The sequence below is a fragment of the Streptomyces sp. NPDC093544 genome (genome assembly GCF_040683495.1).
In the GTDB taxonomy this organism is placed as follows: Bacteria; Actinomycetota; Actinomycetes; order Streptomycetales; family Streptomycetaceae; genus Streptomyces.
The window spans coordinates 163,184-179,131 of the sequence record NZ_JBFBEA010000009.1 but is presented as its reverse complement, the minus strand read 5'-3'; the positions used below and the strand labels follow the sequence as shown (position 1 = coordinate 179,131).

At 69.4% G+C, this 15,948-nt stretch carries 11 protein-coding genes; 3 read left to right on the top strand and 8 right to left on the bottom strand.

Annotated elements, in window-relative coordinates; translation table 11 throughout:
- Window positions 1-84 precede the first annotated feature (84 nt).
- Window positions 85-873 (top strand): SAM-dependent methyltransferase, encoded by a 789-nt coding sequence (locus AB0N66_RS15820; RefSeq protein ID WP_365434109.1) that lies wholly within the window; start codon window positions 85-87, stop codon window positions 871-873.
- 32 nt (window positions 874-905) lie between these two features.
- Here the strand turns inward: AB0N66_RS15820 and AB0N66_RS15815 are convergent, their stop codons facing one another.
- Window positions 906-1,448 (bottom strand): FABP family protein, encoded by a 543-nt coding sequence (locus AB0N66_RS15815; RefSeq protein ID WP_365434106.1) that lies wholly within the window; start codon window positions 1,446-1,448, stop codon window positions 906-908.
- Between the two features lie 228 nt (window positions 1,449-1,676).
- The gene (locus AB0N66_RS15810; RefSeq protein ID WP_365434103.1) at window positions 1,677-2,954 is read right to left on the bottom strand and encodes an MFS transporter; all 1,278 of its coding nucleotides are present in this window, start codon (window positions 2,952-2,954) and stop codon (window positions 1,677-1,679) included.
- Window positions 2,955-3,069: 115 nt separating this feature from the next.
- Here AB0N66_RS15810 and AB0N66_RS15805 point away from each other — a divergent pair, with 115 nt between their 5' ends.
- Window positions 3,070-3,987: a LysR family transcriptional regulator gene (locus AB0N66_RS15805; RefSeq protein ID WP_365434100.1), complete on the top strand. Its 918-nt coding sequence runs from the start codon at window positions 3,070-3,072 to the stop codon at window positions 3,985-3,987.
- A 119-nt stretch (window positions 3,988-4,106) separates the two neighbouring features.
- Here AB0N66_RS15805 and AB0N66_RS15800 read toward each other — a convergent pair whose 3' ends face one another.
- Genes AB0N66_RS15800 through AB0N66_RS15780 form a run of 5 tightly spaced genes read right to left on the bottom strand, consistent with a single transcriptional unit; the run spans window position 4,107 to window position 10,135 of the window.
- Window positions 4,107-5,105: a LacI family DNA-binding transcriptional regulator gene (locus tag AB0N66_RS15800; protein ID WP_365434097.1), complete on the bottom strand. Its 999-nt coding sequence runs from the start codon at window positions 5,103-5,105 to the stop codon at window positions 4,107-4,109.
- Entirely contained in the window at window positions 5,102-6,949 is a 1,848-nt protein-coding gene (locus AB0N66_RS15795) for a glycoside hydrolase family 36 protein (RefSeq protein WP_365434094.1), read from the bottom strand. Before AB0N66_RS15795 ends, AB0N66_RS15800 begins: the two co-directional genes overlap by 4 nt.
- A gap of 8 nt (window positions 6,950-6,957) precedes the next feature.
- Window positions 6,958-7,812: a carbohydrate ABC transporter permease gene (locus AB0N66_RS15790; RefSeq protein ID WP_365434091.1), complete on the bottom strand. Its 855-nt coding sequence runs from the start codon at window positions 7,810-7,812 to the stop codon at window positions 6,958-6,960.
- Window positions 7,809-8,747: a sugar ABC transporter permease gene (locus tag AB0N66_RS15785; protein WP_365434088.1), complete on the bottom strand. Its 939-nt coding sequence runs from the start codon at window positions 8,745-8,747 to the stop codon at window positions 7,809-7,811. The genes AB0N66_RS15790 and AB0N66_RS15785 overlap by 4 nt, the downstream gene beginning before the upstream one ends.
- Window positions 8,744-10,135, bottom strand: coding sequence for a sugar ABC transporter substrate-binding protein (locus AB0N66_RS15780; RefSeq protein WP_365434085.1), 1,392 nt, complete (start codon window positions 10,133-10,135; stop codon window positions 8,744-8,746). The genes AB0N66_RS15785 and AB0N66_RS15780 overlap by 4 nt, the downstream gene beginning before the upstream one ends.
- Before the next feature lie 242 nt (window positions 10,136-10,377).
- Here AB0N66_RS15780 and AB0N66_RS15775 point away from each other — a divergent pair, with 242 nt between their 5' ends.
- Window positions 10,378-12,372: a hypothetical protein gene (locus tag AB0N66_RS15775; protein ID WP_365434082.1), complete on the top strand. Its 1,995-nt coding sequence runs from the start codon at window positions 10,378-10,380 to the stop codon at window positions 12,370-12,372.
- Window positions 12,373-12,460: 88 nt separating this feature from the next.
- Here the strand turns inward: AB0N66_RS15775 and AB0N66_RS15770 are convergent, their stop codons facing one another.
- Entirely contained in the window at window positions 12,461-15,730 is a 3,270-nt protein-coding gene (locus AB0N66_RS15770) for a S8 family serine peptidase (RefSeq protein ID WP_365434079.1), read from the bottom strand.
- Between the last annotated feature and the right edge of the window lie 218 nt (window positions 15,731-15,948).

Here is a 15,948-nt window from a genome sequence, read left to right as displayed (position 1 = left end):
CTCACCCCAACAATCAGGTGAGATGCTGTGCCAGACTACGGTGATCACAGCCATTGATGATCCCTGCTCACGCCGGAGCCCGCCATGACGACCGACACCCCCCGTCCTCCGCAGATCGACACCAGCACGGCGCATCCCGCGAGGGTCTACGACTGGCTCCTGGGCGGCAAGGACAACTACCCCGTCGACGAGGCCCTGGGTGAGAAGCTGCCGCCCGAAGCTCGTGACGCGGCCCGGCAGAACCGCCAGTTCATGCACCGCGCGGCCGCCTGGCTCGCCACGCAGGGCATCGACCAGTTCCTCGACATCGGCACGGGCATCCCCACTCAGCCGAATCTGCACCAGATCGTCCAGCAGATCGCGCCCGCCGCGAAGGTCGTCTACACCGACAACGACCCGATCGTGCTGCGGCATGCGGAAGCGCTGCTGATCAGCAGTTCCGAGGGGGCCACCGACTACATCCAGGCCGATGTGCGCAAGCCGGCCGCGATACTCGAACGCGCCCGTGCCGTACTGGACTTCGACCGCCCGATAGCGCTGTCCCTGATCGCTCTGATGCACTTCATCCCCGACGAGCAGGACGCACACGGCATCGTCCGCAATCTGGTCGCGACGCTGCCCTCGGGCAGCCATCTCGTGCTGTCACACGCCGCGTCCGACCTCTACCCGGAGTTGGCGGCACAGGTCACCGCCCAGTACGCCAAGGGCGGCATCACGCTCGGCTTCCGCACCCGCTCGGAGGTCAACCGCTTCTTCGACGGCCTGGACCTGGTCGATCCCGGTCTGACGACGGCCCCGGAATGGTTCAAGACGACGCCGGCACCCGAGCCCGAGGGCAGCGGTATCTACGCCGCGGTTGCGCGCATCCCGTAACAGACGGCCACCGCCCCTGAGGCGGTCGCCGTCTAACGGCTGCGTCGCAGCCGTGCCGAGAGATGGTGCTGCAACGGCTCACCGACCGCCGCCAGATCGTGGACGAACGTGAGCGTGTCGTCGTCGGTCAGTGTGTAGCGGCGCCGGGTGGCGTTGACCTCCTTCGCGGTGGGCGTCAGCGCCACCTCGTGTGTGGAGAGGTCGACCGTGCTGTCGGTCGCCCGGCCGACCGCGATCTCCGCGATTCCGGTGGGCTGGGTGATCAGCGCCTCCACCCGGCCGTCGGGCTGGAGCCGCCACCAGCCGCTCTCCCTGGCTGACGGACGCAGCGGTGCGTCGTCGGCGTCCAACAGCCAGGCCCGGGCCTCATAGCGCAGGAACGGCCGGCCGTCGTGGCTGAAGGTGACCTCCTGTGCATACGCGAAGTCCTCAACGAGCGTGGGGTACTCGCCGTGCCCCCGGCCGTGCCAGGTACCCAGGAGGCCGACTACGGGCAACAGCAGCGCGTGCGGGGCGGGCGCCTCGTCCGGTCGGTGGCTGTCGGGGTACGGGTGCTCCGGTGCGGGGTCGAACACGGTGCGCGCTCCTGGTCTCGGTCCGGGTCTGGTGTCGGGTCCCGGGCTGGTGTCGGGTCGAAGCCTAGGGTGTCGGTCCAGTCGGCGACGGGCGGGGCACGATGTGCCCGGCCCGTCGCCTTTGCGCGGAGCAGGTGCTTCGGCGGTGACACGGCTGGTGATCCGGACTTCGCCGGGCGAGGCCGGCGACACCGCCTGTGGCGGGAACGCGACGAACAGTCCAGGACCTCAGCGCTTCGCCGGCTCCCGGCCAGTTCGGGCAAGCTCTGCGACCACGACGCGGGTGCACAGCACTACGGCGATGGCGGCGATCACCACGAATACCAGCATGACCGTGCGTGCGGACACGTACTGCGTGGCGATGCCCAGGGCGACCACGGGAACCGAAAGTCCGATGTACGCGCCGAGAAAGAAGCCGGCGAGGACCTCGGCACGTGACTCGGGTGGGGCCGTTGACCCGGCGGCGCTCAGCGCGCCACGGAAGGCCAGACCTCCACCGGCGCCACTGAGCACTCCGCCGATCAGGAACATCGTCAGGCTGGGCAGCCACATCCCGCCCGCCAGGAGCGCGAGACCCGGGACGAGTATCAGCGGGCCGACGCGGAGAGTGCGCTGCAGCCCGGCTCGGCTCATCGCGATCTGGGCGAGAGCGCCCGCGGCGAACGCGGCGAACGCCACGGCGCCGGCCACCGCGTGCGAGTCCTGGTGCATCGTGCCGGCCAGGAACGACGGAGCCAGCGAGTTGAACACACCGAAGACCGCGAACGCGGCCATGCCCGCGGCGATGGCGGCGAAGAACGTCCGGCGAGCATGCCCCGGCACCGCGACACGCTGCGGCCGGTACCGCGGCGCGGGAACCGGGCGGTCGGCGGTCTCGGGTGAGACCGCGACCAGTACGGCCAGCACGGTCAGGACGACGGCGAACAGGATGTAGGGCAGCCGCAGCGGTTGCGGCGCGTACTGAGCCAGCACTCCGGAAATCAGCGGCCCGACGCCGATGCCGCCCAGGTTCGCTGCGGTGGCCACGACTTGGGCACGGCGGGGGGAGCCCTCATCGCCGCCGGACGCTCCGAGGTGCAGCTCGGCGAGGTAGGCGGTGGCCGTCGCGGTGGTCAGGCCGACGGATATCCCGCTGATGACCCGGGCCACAAGGAGTCCGGGCAGGCTGGGCTCGAACAGGAAGATCAGCGCGCTGACCACGTTGACGAGCAGCGCGGGCACGAACACGTTCTTGCGACCCACCCAGTCGGACACATGGCCGCCGAAGAACAGGCTGACGATCACCCCGACCGCGTACACCGCGTAGACGACCGTCAGCATGATCGTGGAGAAATGATCACGCTGCTGGTAGAGCACGTAAAGGGGGGTCGGTACTGCCGAGAATCCCATGTTCAACAGGAAGGCCACCGTGGCGGCCCAGAATCCGAACGAATGGTGCCGGCGTCGCCGCGCCTGCGCGGGGTGCCCCCCGTCCTGCTCGCGTCCGGCGGTGATCACTGAAGACATGAAGAGGTTCCTGTCGCATTGCCCGAAGGGGTGAGCACGGCATCGCCGCCGCGTCGTCCAATCAGCCTCCGCCCACCACGGTTATGCTGTCCAACGAAGACTGGGCATGATGGTTATGAATCAGGAGCATGACGTGGAGCTGCGGCACCTGGAGCACTTCGTCGCAGTCGCGGAGGAGCGCAGCTTCACCCGCGCCGCGGCACGCATTCACCTTGTTCAGTCGGCGCTGTCGGTGTCGATCCGGGCACTGGAACGCGAACTCGGCGGCCGGCTGTTCGACCGCACCACCCACTACGTCGAGCTCACCGACGCCGGCCGGGCACTGCTCGTCGAGGCGCGCAACGCACTGGCCGCTGTCGATGCCGCCCGGGACGCCGTCGCCGCCGTGCACGGCGGGCTCCGCGGCACCGTACGGGTCGGCATCATGCACTCGATGACGCTGATCGACCTGGCCGCCGTGCTGACCCGCTATCACCAGGAACGGCCGCAGGTGCAGATCGTCCCGAGCGCCGCCCAGGGCGGGTCCACCGAGTTGGCGGGCCAGGTGATCGACGGCAGGCTCGATCTGGCCTTCGCCGCCCTTCCCAGTGACTATCCGCCCGGTCTGACGGTGCACCCGCTGGCCTCCGAGCCGATGCTGCTGGCCTGTCCGGAGGGCCACCCGTTGGCCCGCCGCCGCGTCGTCCCGCTCAGCGAACTCGACGGCGAACGGTTCGTCGACTTCCCGCGGGGATGGGGCACTCGGCTCGCCGTCGACCAGCTGTTCCTGGCATCCGGGGTGCGACGGGAGGTCACCGTGGAGGTGGCCGACGTCCCCACGGTCGTGGAACTGGTCAGGGCGGGTTTCGGCTTCGCGTTCCTGAGCGAGTCGCTGGCCTCCGGCTCCCGTGCGGTCGCCCTCCGTCCGGTGCGACCGGAGCCAGCGTTCGTGATCTCCCTCGTCACGGCGGCCGACCGTCGCCCGTCCGCCGCCGCCCAGGCGCTCATCGACCTCATACTGGCCACGTTCACCGGCCCGCAACCGAACGTCTGATCAGGCCTGACCCCGCGGGGTCTGCGGCAACGTCACGCCGCCGTGCGCTGCCCCCCGACCCGCTGTGGCATCTCTGGAGGCCCTGCAACTCATCGCGGCTGCCACCCGCGCCCCCCCTCTCACTCCGCCCGAGGAGCCGCCGTACTCGCGCGGATCACCAGTTCGGGGTCGAAGAGGAGTTCGCCGACGGGGACGTCGCGGTTGCCGACCAGGGCGATGACGCTTCGGGCCACCTCCGAGGCCAGGCGGTCGGCCGGCTGACGGACCGTGGTGAGCGGGGGGTCGACGAAGTCCATGATCATGGCGCCGTCGTAGCCGACGACCGACACGTCGCGCGGGACGTCGTACCCCTGACGGCGCGCGCCGCGGATCGCACCCAGGGCCATGTAGTCGCTGGCGGCGACGATGGCCGTGGCGCCACGGCCAAGGAGTGAGATCGCGGCGGACTGGCCGCCCTCCACGGTGTAGGACTGCCGGACCACCCACTGGTCCGGGTCCTCGACACCGCGCTTGGCGAGCGAGGAGACGAAGCCACTGACCCGCCGGTCGGCCGGGCGGTTGCCGACCGGGCCCGATGCCATGCCGATGCGGCGGTGGCCGAGCCGGTGGAGGTGGTCGACGGCGAGTTCGGCGGCCAGCAGGTCGTCGGTGGAGAAGACCGGCGCCTCGCCCACGCCCTCGAACTGGCCGTTGACGCCGACGAACGGGATCCGGCGGGAGCGCAGGAGTTCGTACGCCTCCGGGTCGGCGCCCTCGATCGTGTTGCTGGCCGAGAGAAAGACGACGGCGGCGACGCCCCGGTCGGCGAGCGAGGTCACGAAGTCCAACTCCTGTACTCCGCCCGGGAAGCACGGGCAAAGGATGGTCTTGAGGCCGTGCGGGGCGAGCGTGGACTCGATCCGTTCGCAGACGTCGGCGAAGAACGGGTTGGAGACGAACTCGGTGATGACCGCGATGAGTTGACCCCGCGTCTGGCGCTCGTACCCGAGGTCAGCCATGGCCTGCTCGACGGCCTCGCGGGTCTTGCGGGACACGCCCTGGCGCCGGTTGATGACGCGGCTGACCGTGGCCTCGCTCACCTGTGCCCGGTCCGCGACCTCGGTGATGCCGACCTTCATGCGTTTCCCTCCGCCACCCGTAGTGCCACCAGCCCCGACCGAGGTACGGGCACGATGTGCGGCCCCGGTGCCGGCGACCGTTCGCAGTCGTCGATGATACGGCCACGCTCGTCACGGACGGTCATGCGCAACGGCCGTTGCCCGCCGCTCACCTCGATCACGAGGCGGTCCGAGGCCGTGCCGTTGACCAGGGTGATGTCGTCGTACGCGAGGGTGTCGACGGGCACGACGCGGTCGCTGTGCACGGTGGTGACGCAGGAGGTTCCGCGCACCGCGGTGACCAGGGTGTAGAGATCGTCGGGCCGGCCGGGCTCGACGTCTCCGTGCAGCAGCACCGGCCGCAGTCGCCGCCACTCGGCGAGCCAGAACGCCAGGGTCTCGCGGTGCTCGTGGGACAGGTCGGTCAGCCGTACGGAGATCTGCGGGACGCTGTGCAGGGAGCCGATGAGCTGCCGGGCCACCGCGTGCGCGGGCGCGTCGCGGTCCCACAGGAGCATGTCGCCGTGGACCGCGCCGCCGACGGCGAGCATCGCGGTGTCGAGCGTGCGTACCCGGTTGCCGGTGGCGTCGCCCGGGCAGTCGAAGGAGCGCAGCATGTTGCCGAAGGGGGCCATGCCGGGGCCGACGTAGGGCTGGCGCAGTTCCAGCAGCAACTCGCCGTCGGGGCGCAGTTCTTCGAGCGCGGTGCGCAGGTCGGTGAGCAGGACGGTCATGGCCTGGCCGACGTCGCTGATGTCAGTGCCTTCGGCGTGGGCGTGCGGGCCGTCGCCGCGGTACGCCATGGCCTCGTCCAGAAAGTCGATCTTGAGCCCGTCGAGGCCGTGGTCGGCGACCAGCCGGGTGCACAGGCGGATGACGTGGTCACGGACCTCGGGGCGGCGCGGGTCGAGGACGTGGGCGCCCGGGACGCCGGCGGGTGCGGGTGCGTAGGGGGCGAGCCGCTCGGCGCAGTCCGCGCCGGGGCCGAGCAGCAGCGGTGCGACCCACGCCAGATAGCGCATGCCCTGCGCGCGTACGGCGGACACGTGCTCGGTGAAGTCGGGGAACTTCACCGGATCCGGGCGCCAGTCGCCGCACCCGGCGTAGCCACGGCCGTTGCCGTACTCCTGCCAGCCGTCGTCGAGGATGAGCACCTCGCAGCCGAGTGTGGCGGCGACATCGGCCTCGGCCTCGACCGATGCGGCGTCCACGCGCTGGTTGAAGGCGTACCAGGTGGAGTAGACGGGCGCCCGGGCGCTGTCGGGGACCGGCATGGGGGCGCACTGCGGCTGAGCGCCGAACCACTCCCGCAGCCCGCGCAGGGCCGTGGCGACCGTGGGCGCCGAGCGGGCCAGCAGGATGCGGCGCGGGCCGCCGTCGGGCGCGGGGGCCAGGTGCAGGTGCACCACGTGGGTGTCGTTCTCCTCCGAGACCCCGAAGACGACGTCGGTCTCTGGGACCGGGTCGGCGACGGCGAAGGTGAGGCGTGTACGGCCGTCGTGGTCGTAGAGACAACCCGCGGCGGTGCCGTCGACGAGGCTGACGCGCGAGCGGCCCGCCCAGTCGGCGACGAGGGTGCGCTCCCAGCCCGCGCCCGGGTGCCAGTAGCCGGCCGCGTCGCCCAGCGGCACGCTCATCCGCACCTCCGTCGGAGCCGGAACGCCGTCCGTCCGGATCTCCAACAGCGCCTGCCCGTCGTCGAGTTCGGTCATCGTCCAGTGCGCGCCGACGCCCGTCGCGTGGGCGAGGACCGCGATACGGACGCCGTCGAGGAGTGGCTCGTAGCGCGCCGGGGGGAGTTCGGCCGTGGTGACCGGCTGGGTGGTCACGCCGGAGGTGACACGCTGGGTGGTGCTCAGGGTCATTGCGGGGATCATTCCTTCACGGCACCGGCGAGGAGCCCGGAGACGAAGTGGCGCTGGAGTGCGAGGAAGACGAGGGCCATCGGGATCGCGGCGAGGGCCGTGCCTGTGAGCAGGGCGCCGTAGTCGGTCTGGTCCAGGCCCTGGAGCGACGCGAGCGCGACGGGGATGGTGAACTCACTGGCGTCGCGCAGCACGACCAGCGGCCAGATGAAGTCGTTCCACTGGAAGAGGAACAGGAAGATGGCGAGGGCGGCGAGCGCCGGTTTCATCGGCGGCAGGACGATCTTGAGGAACAGCCTGAACTCCCCGCAGCCGTCCATCCGCGCGGAGTCGATGAGTTCGTCGGGCAGCGCGGCCATCGACTGCCGCATCAGGAAGATCCCGAACGGCAGGGCGAGGTTGGGCATGATGACGGCCTGATAAGTGCCCAGCCACTCCAGGTCGACCATCATCTTGAACAGCGGGATCAGCGTGACTTGCGTGGGGATGACGAGCCCGAGCATCAGCAGCCCGAACAGCGCGCCGCTGCCGCGGAATTGGAACTTGGCGAAGCCGTATCCGGCCAGCGTGCAGATCGCTCCCGCCGCGATCGTGTAAATGACCGTGATCAGCAGCGAGTTGACGATGACCTGGCTGAACTGCGCCGACGACTCCAGGGTGGAGAGGTTGTCCATCAGGTGCCCGCCGGGCAGCAGCGGCGGCGGGCTGTCGAAGATCTCCTTGGAACTGTGGGTGGCGGCGATGATCAGCCAGTAGAACGGCAGCAGGACGGCCGCCACGGCGATGCCCAGCGAGGAGGTCAGCAGGAGGGAGCGCGAACGGGGTGTGCGGCCGGACCGCGGCCGGGTGGCGGTGAGGGTCACGACTTCTCTCCCAGCAGGCGGAACTGCACGATGCCCAGGATGCCGATCAGGACGGTGAGGATGTACGCGACGGCCGAGGCGTAGCCGAAGTCGAAGTACTTGAAGGCGTTCTGGTAGAGGTACACGCCGATGGTGAGGGTGGCGTTGTCGGGCCCGCCGCCGGTCAGCACGTACGGCTCGTCGAAGAGTTGGAGGGTGCCGATGGTGGAGAGCACCGTCGTCAGCAGGAGCGCGGGCCGCAGCCCCGGCAGCGTGACATGGCGGAACGACTGCCAGGCGGAGGCGCCGTCGACGGCCGCCGCGTCGTACAACTCGGTGGGCAGCGACTGCAGTCGGGCGAGGAAGATCACCGCGTTGTAGCCGGTGTAGTGCCAGGTCAGTGCGAGGCCGAGGGAGATCCTGGCCCACAGCGGGTCGGTCAGCCAGGGCACCTCTCCGATGCCCACCAGGCCGAGCAGCCAGTTGACCAGTCCGTACTGGGTGTTGAGCAGGACGGCGAAGATGATGCCGTACGCGACGAGCCCGGTCACCGTCGGCAGGAAGAAGCCGAGCCGGAAGAAGGCGCGGCCGCGCAGGAGCGTGGAGTTGAGGGCGACCGCGATACCGACGGCCAGCGCCAGCATGACGGGCACCTGGACGACCAGGATGATCGCGGTGTTCTTCAGCGCGGTCCACAGCAGCGGATCGTCCAGTGCCCGCGTGTAGTTGCCCGCGCCCACGAACTCCTGGGTACCATTCACGTTCTCGTACAGGCTCATCAGGAACGACGAGCCGATCGGATACAGCTTGAAGACGGCGAAGAGGACGAGCGCGGGGAGGATGAAGAGGTACGGGACGGCTCGTCGGCGCAGGATCCGGGCGGTGGGGCGGGGCGCGGTTGCCGGGCGGGCGGCGCCCACGGTTTTCAGGACGCCGTCGGTGGTGGTCGTGGTCATGAGGCGAGCTTCCGTCCGGTCTGGCGGGCGAGCTGGTCGGCGGCGTTGCGCAGGGCCCGGGCCGGGTCGGCGCCCTTGAGGAGTACTTGGGTCTGCGCGTCGGCGACGGTCTTGAGCGCGCGGGCGTAGTCGGCGGAGTAGTTGACGGCGGGCGAGCGCGCCTTGAGGGCGCCCAGGAAGATCTCGCCCTTGTGCTGGCCGCTGAAGAACTTCGACGGCTCGTGGAAGACGGGTGCCTCGTACGCCTTGAGCAGGGCGGGGGCGATGCCGTTGCTGCGGTAGATGGCTTCCTGCGAGGCCGGCCTGGTCAGGACGTACTCGACGAACGCCCAGGCGGCGGCCTGGTGCATGCTGGAGCCCGCGACGGCGAGATGGGTGGAGTTGACGGTTGCGGCCGTGGTGCCGCCGGGCTTGACGGCCGGTGGGAGGCGGACCTTCCACTTGCCGGATTCCTTGGGGACCAGGCCCTCGATGATGCTGCCGAACCAGGTGGGCCAGGGCAGTACGGCCGCGGTGCCGGCCTTGATGGAGTTCTCCAGCGCGGTCCAGCCGCCCGCCAGATCGCTGACCAGTCCTGCGTCGTTCATCTCCTTGATGAGGGTCATCGCGGTGACGGCCTCGGGGGTACTGAGGGTGATCCGGCCCTCGGCGTCGAAGTAGAAGGTGCCCTGGAGCTGGAGCAGCATCTGGAAGAAGTTGGCGGCGTCCGGCTGGGAGGCGGGCTTGTCGATGCCCAGCAGGTGCACTCCGGTCTTCTTCTTGATCTTCTTCCCGGCGTTGATGGCGTCGTCCCACGTCGCCAGCGCCTCGCCGTCGACACCGGCGGCCTCGAAGATGTCGGCCCGGTAGTAGAACCCGGCCGAATTGGCCTCCCAGGGAAGGGCGTTGACCTTGCCCTTGCGGGTGACGGTCTGCCACATGCCGTCGGCGAAGGCGTCGCGGTAGCGGTCGGCGCCGAGCGGACCGAGGTCGGCGAGCCCGTCGGGGAACTTCTCGGTGTAGGCCGGGAGATAGTCGACGCCGATGTGCAGGACGTCCGCGAGACCCTGGCCGCCGGCCGCCATGGCCGTGGTGATCTTGTCCCAGATCGCCGGATTGCCGATGTCCTGAACGGTGACGTCGATCCCGGGATACTCCGCCTTGAAGGCGGGGACCAGCGCTTTAATCGCGGCGGCGGGACCCTGCCAGCTCCAGACGGTGACCGCCGCCTTGTCCGGGTCGCCGAGGCTCCCCGCCTTGGTCGCGCCGGTCACCGAACAGGCGCCGAGCAACGAGGTCCCGGCCCCGGTGGCGAGCAGCGAACCGCCCAGCGCGAGCAGGCGGCGCCGTTCCAGACCGAGTCGCGGAGGGTCGTCCGGCGGTGGCTGGTTGAGGGGCGAGGCGTCCATGGCTGCTCCGGGGTCCGGCGAGTGCGCGGCTCTTGTAGCGCGGCTGGAAGCTAGCAAGTGGCCGACTTGACTTGCAAGAGTTGAGTGAAAACTTTCTGCCATGTGATCTGCTAATCATGGCACTGGATCTGCATTTCTTGCGCGTTTCCTGTGCATGACCATTGAATCTCCCGTTCCGCTCCTGCTAGCTTGCCGCCACCGCTTGGCTGCCCGCCCGCCGTCACCGAAGACCGGGAGATCCGATGAAGCCTTCAAGGCTTGTGCTGCTCACCGCTGTTGCCCTGCTTACGCCGATGGCCCCCGCGCTGTCGGCGACGGCGGCGACGGGAGCCGACGGCGCCACCGCGTCGGACACCGCATCCGCCTCCCCGCCCCAACTCGCCCTGAACGACCCGGGCTTCGAGAACGGCGGCACGGGCTGGACCTTCGGCGCGGGCACGGGGGTCGGCACCGGCAACCATCACGGCGGCACCCACTTCCTCTACCTCGACGCCGGGGCCGGCAAGAGCGCGCGGCAGACCCTCGTCGCGCCCCGGAACGGCAGCTACGACTTCTCCGCATGGATCGGGAGCGCGGGCACCGGCGGCACTTACACGGTCCGCGTCAACGGCAGGACCGTCGAGACGATCACCCTGCCGGAGCGCCGCGCGTACTCCCGCTACACCATCAGCCGCGTCGAGTTGAAGGCCGGCGACCGGCTGGAGATCGCCTTCGGCTCCGGCACCGCCTGGGTCAACGCCGACGACCTGATGATCTCCCCCGCCGCGCCCGCCGACCCCAAGGTCACCTCGTCCGATCCCGAGGTCGTCGAGATGTTCGGCTGGGCCAAGAAGAAGGCCAACAGCTGGGTACAGCTGCCCGGTACGGTTGGCCCGATCAACGTCGACGAGTACCAGACCGGCGGCACCGGCACCGCGCCCTACGCGGCCTCCTACTGGGCCGGATACGCCAACCGCAGCGCCTACTACTCCCGCGACATGACCCACCAACTCGCCGGCGCCCACATCCTCGGCCTCGACGCCGAGAACAAGACGATGCTCCGCTCGTACGCGTCGTCGGCCACCGCCGAGCACAAGTACTTCCCGGTGTGGGCCCTGAACTTCGATGCCAAGACCTACCTGAGCATCGACTACAAGAGCCCGGACAACTTCGTGCGCGAGGTGCCGGCCGTCTTCGAACTCGTCGAGAAGGCAGGACAGGCGTACCTCTGGACCGGAGACAAGAGCTACGTCGACGACCCGGCACTGTGGGACTTCTACCGGCACTCCACCGAGGAGTTCATCGACCTGCACAACAGCGCCGTACCCAACGGCAAGGTCGAGGTAGCCGAGGGCACGGGCAACGGCATCTTCGCCGGCGCCGCCAGCTACAACGAGCAGGACGGCGACGGTCTCGCCGAGGCCGGTGACGGCATCGCCGCGCAGTACCAGGCGTACCTGGCGATGGCCACCCTCGCGCGCGGCAAGGGCGACACCGCGCTGGCCAGGACATACGACCGGCGCGCCGCCGACCTGAAGGAGTATTACAACGACGACTGGAGCGGCGGCGGAAGCGGCGCCGACATGGTCCGCGCGTACACCACGTCCGGCACCCCGGTCACCGGCTGGGGCAAGGAGAACAGCGTGTTCGTGCCGATGAAGCAGCTTCTCGATCCGGGCCCGCGCAACGACACCTACCTCGACTACATCCAGGCGCAGGAGTTGGGTCCTGAGGGATCGCCCAACATCGAGTCGACGACGTACCTGCCCGACATGTTCTTCAAGAACAACCGCAACGACACCGCCTGGACGTGGATGAAGAAGATCTACGACCAGCGGGAGCTCCAGCACGTCAACGCCAGCCAGGGCCCCAACGGTGATTACCCCGAGGTGTCGTTCTCCCTGGTCAGCCAGACCGTCGAAGGCCTGATGGGTATCGCACCGGACGCGGCGAACCACAAGGTGACCACGCAGTCGCGACTGCCGTCCGGCATGAAGTGGCTCCAGACCGCGGACGTGCCCATCGGCAAGAGCACGATCACCGTGCGGCACGACGGTGCGACGAAGTCCACGCTGACGAACAACGCGCGCAGCGGCGCCTACAGCTGGGAAGCCCGCTTCCAGGGCGTCCACAAGAAGATCACGGTCAACGGTGTCCCGCAGCGCGTGCGAACCAAGAAGGTCGATGGCGTGACGTACACCTACGCGACGCCGACCGTACGGGCAGGGGCGACGGCGGTGGTGCGGGTGACCGGCTGACGTGGTCCTCGCGGAGAGGTTCGCGGGTCGCAGTCGGCGCGCCTACGCCCGCACGGCCGGCTGACACCGGCCGTGCGGGCGCAAGGAATCACTTGGTGCGGTAGGCGTCAACGATCGTCTGAACGAAGGTGTTGCCCTTGTGGTCCGTCAGCCGGGCCCGGAAGGAGACCGAGCCTCCCGCGGCCGGGTTGCTCACCGTCACCGTGCCCTGTCGTACGACGAGCGGGCGCCAGCTCTCGCCGCTGTCGTAGGAGACGGACACCTGCAGCGCAGCCAGGCCGCGTCCGGCGGCCGAGCCCTGCACGGTGACCGCCACCGACTGCCTGGCACCGGCGGTGCCCGTGGAGTCGAGACCGAGGACCGGGGTGTAGCGAACCACGCTGGTCGGCAGCGCGACAGCTTTCGCTGTGTGGCCCGAGGTGAACTCGGCCTGCCAGGTGACCGTCGAACTGACCGACGCGACACCGGACTTGGCCCGCTCGACGGTGGTCACCACGCGGTACCGCGCCTTGTCCGCGGTCAGTTGGAAGCTGGCCGCGTCCAGTACGCCGGCCGCCGTCGCGTACTTCTTGCCGTTGCGATAGACCGTGGTCGATGCCGTGTCGTACGCGCTTCCTCCGTCGTGGCCCTCGCCGTCGGCGAAGGGCACGATGCTGCCGGTGAGGGTGTCGCCGTCCCGGATCAGTCCCAGGCCCTCGCCGAGAACCGGGCCGAAGACGCCGGTGTTGACGGTGGCGGTGTGACTGCTGCCGCTGGGGTACGTCTTGTCAGGAAGCCGGTACGCCGCCTGAACGGTGCCGTTGGTGGGTGAGACCTGCTGGAAGTACTCGCTCCAGCGGTAGTCGCCCTGCAGGTACACCGTCCTGGTGCCCGGCAGTTCCGAGTAGAACCCCACTGCGCCGAGCGGGAGATCGGGCGCGACAGTCCAGTTCACCCCCAGGGCACCAACTGTCGACGCTCCTTGCCGCAGCGTCAGCTTGGCCAGATCGTCCCAGGTCACATGCTGCGTGTGGCCGGTGTAGAAGGCATCCTCAAGGGTGTCCGCGATGTGGTATTCGGTGTCGCCGTTGTACCAGTGCGACCCGAAGTGAGAGGTCACCTCGCCCGGCGGCAGCGGGTCGCCGATCTGGGCGGTGCGGGTACCGGCCGGGTTCCCCGTCAGCCCGACCGTGGTGCTCGTCCCGGTTCCTTCGTCCTTGACGGTGGTGGACATGAACGAGGTGAAGCTCTCGGCCTTGGAGTCCGGCAGCGACACGTCGACCGGCTGCGTCTGCCGGGCGTCGATCTCGATGGTCATGTCGTGATCGACCGTCAGCTTCGGCGCGACGAGGTAGTCCAGGCCGAAACCGCCGGTGCCGCCCCTGGCGAAGGTCTTGCCCACGACCGTGTAGTCGCCGGCGGGCACACGTACCGTCCCCGTGCCGTTGCTTCCCTGGACCAGATCGAAGGTGTCCGTTCCGATACCGACAAGGTAGGCGGCCCAGTCGAAGAAGCCGGGCGTCGAGCCGTCCCTGCCGGTGGCCTTGAATGTGACATCGTGCGTCTGCGCCGCGCGGTCCAGACCGCCGATGCTCCGCACGGTCTGGCCGCTGCCGGTGGCGGTCACCGTGACGCTGTACGCGCCGTCGGCGTCTCCTCCGATCCGGGTGTCCGCGACCACGCTCACGCCGGCCGTGCCGCCTGCGGGCACGGTGACCTGGGGGGCGCCGAGGGTGAAGAACCCCTCGGGTGCGGCGGTGCCGGTCGGGCTCGTGCCGGTGGCGGCCAGGTCCAGGGTCACCGCCTGCTCGCCGTCATTGCGGTAGGTGATCGTCCTGGTCAGCGGCTCGTCGTCGGTGTGCGGCCATGCCACGGCACCGAAGTTGAGCGAGGTGGGTTCCGCCACGACGGTCTGCCCGGTCGCGCGGACCAGGTCGACCCGGCCGGTGCCCTGCTCGTACACGCTGTAGTCGCCCGGGGCGGTCGAGCCGACCAGTGCCGACTTGATCTGCTGCCCACTCCAGTCCGGGTGCTGCTGGGCAACAAGGGCCGCCGCGCCTGTGACGTGCGGGGTGGCCATCGAGGTGCCGCTGATCGTCACGTACTCCGGGGTGGGATGCGGAGCGTCGGGCAGGGTACCGGCGGCCGAGGCGGCGGTGATGTTCACGCCGGGAGCGGTGACGTCGGGCTTGACGCCCCCGTCCTCGAAGCGCGGGCCTCGGGAGGAGAAGGACGCGAGGACGTTCTGCTTGTCGACGGCGCCGACGGTCAGCGCGGACTCGGCGACGCCTGGAGTCCCGATGGTGCTCGCCGAAGGACCGGAGTTGCCCGCGGCGATCACGAACAACGCCCGGTCGGACAGCGCGTCGACGGTCTCTTCGAGCGGGTCGGTCCCCAGGCTGTCGGCGGCGCCCAGCGAGAGGTTCACGACGTCGGCGCCCTGCTCGACGGCCCACTCCATGCCGGCAACGATGTCGGAGGTGAGGCCGGATCCGGCGGAGTTGAGCACCTTTCCGTTGAGCAGCTCCGCGCCCGGCGCCACTCCCCGGTACTTGCCGTCCGAGGCCGCGCCGGTCCCGGCCGCGGTCGAGGCGACGTGTGTGCCGTGCCCGTTGTGGTCCTGGAAGTCCGCGTCGGTGCTGAAGTTCTGCTGGGCGATGACCTTGCCGGCCACGTCGGGGTGACTGGTGTCGATACCCGTGTCGAGGATGGCGATCTTCACGCCGGTACCGTCGTAACCCGCCTTCCACACCTCCGGCGCGCCGATCTGCGGGACACTCACGTCCAGCGAGGCCTTCACCACCTTGTCGAGGCTGATGGAGTCCACTCCCGGCGCCAGTTCACTCACCCCGTCCGAGGTGTCGGTGAGCGACGACCACGCGTCGGCGGTCTCCTGCGGGCTCAGGACGAGTGCCTCGCCGTCCACCGCGTCGAGCTCCCGGACGGCCGTACTGGTCTGCGCGTGCAGGCTCGTTCGTGCGGCGGGGTTCTCCCTGCTGTACTCGACGATCACGGGCGATCCGCCACCCGCCATGTCGGCGTACTCGGAGCGGCCCAACTCGGCCGCGTCGAACAGCTCACGGTCCAGTTTCCCCGAGGCGATCAGCGGTTCGGCATCGGAGGGGATCACATAGGTGTGTCCGCCGCTCTCGATGATCTGGACGGGAACAGCGGCCCGCCCCTCGGCCGGGGTGACTCCTGCGACCGTTCCGTCCTGGCCGAGCAGTACGTGGTCACCGGTGATCAGAGTGACCGTCCGGGACGCGGTCGTGGCTTTGGCGACCGCGGTGCTCCCGCCGTCCGCGGAGGCCGGTGGGGCGATGGTGAACCCCGTCGTCATGGCCGCCGCAAGGGTCAACGCCCCGGCTATGGCGGTCACGGAAGGTCTTTTGCGTCTCGCTCGCAGCACTGTTGTCCCTGTCCTTGATGGGGGTCAGCAGAGAACCGATGAATGCTCAGACTTACAAGCTTCAGCATTCTGTCAGGGGCTCATCAATGAGGCCACTGTCCCCTGCGGTGCTGGGGTGATGGGCGGTTTCAACTCCCTTTCACAGCAAACACATTGAGAACCATCGACCGCGACGCGGCAAGGAAGGC

Excerpts from the sequence above, each read along its gene's own strand:
- AB0N66_RS15820 (WP_365434109.1), top strand. The coding sequence starts at position 85 with ATGACGACCGACACCCCCCGTCCTCCGCAGATCGACACCAGCACGGCG.
- AB0N66_RS15810 (WP_365434103.1), bottom strand. The coding sequence starts at position 2,954 with ATGTCTTCAGTGATCACCGCCGGACGCGAGCAGGACGGGGGGCACCCC.
- AB0N66_RS15805 (WP_365434100.1), top strand. The coding sequence starts at position 3,070 with ATGAATCAGGAGCATGACGTGGAGCTGCGGCACCTGGAGCACTTCGTC.
- AB0N66_RS15800 (WP_365434097.1), bottom strand. The coding sequence starts at position 5,105 with ATGAAGGTCGGCATCACCGAGGTCGCGGACCGGGCACAGGTGAGCGAG.
- AB0N66_RS15795 (WP_365434094.1), bottom strand. The coding sequence starts at position 6,949 with ATGACCCTGAGCACCACCCAGCGTGTCACCTCCGGCGTGACCACCCAG.
- AB0N66_RS15785 (WP_365434088.1), bottom strand. The coding sequence starts at position 8,747 with ATGACCACGACCACCACCGACGGCGTCCTGAAAACCGTGGGCGCCGCC.
- AB0N66_RS15780 (WP_365434085.1), bottom strand. The coding sequence starts at position 10,135 with ATGGACGCCTCGCCCCTCAACCAGCCACCGCCGGACGACCCTCCGCGA.
- AB0N66_RS15775 (WP_365434082.1), top strand. The coding sequence starts at position 10,378 with ATGAAGCCTTCAAGGCTTGTGCTGCTCACCGCTGTTGCCCTGCTTACG.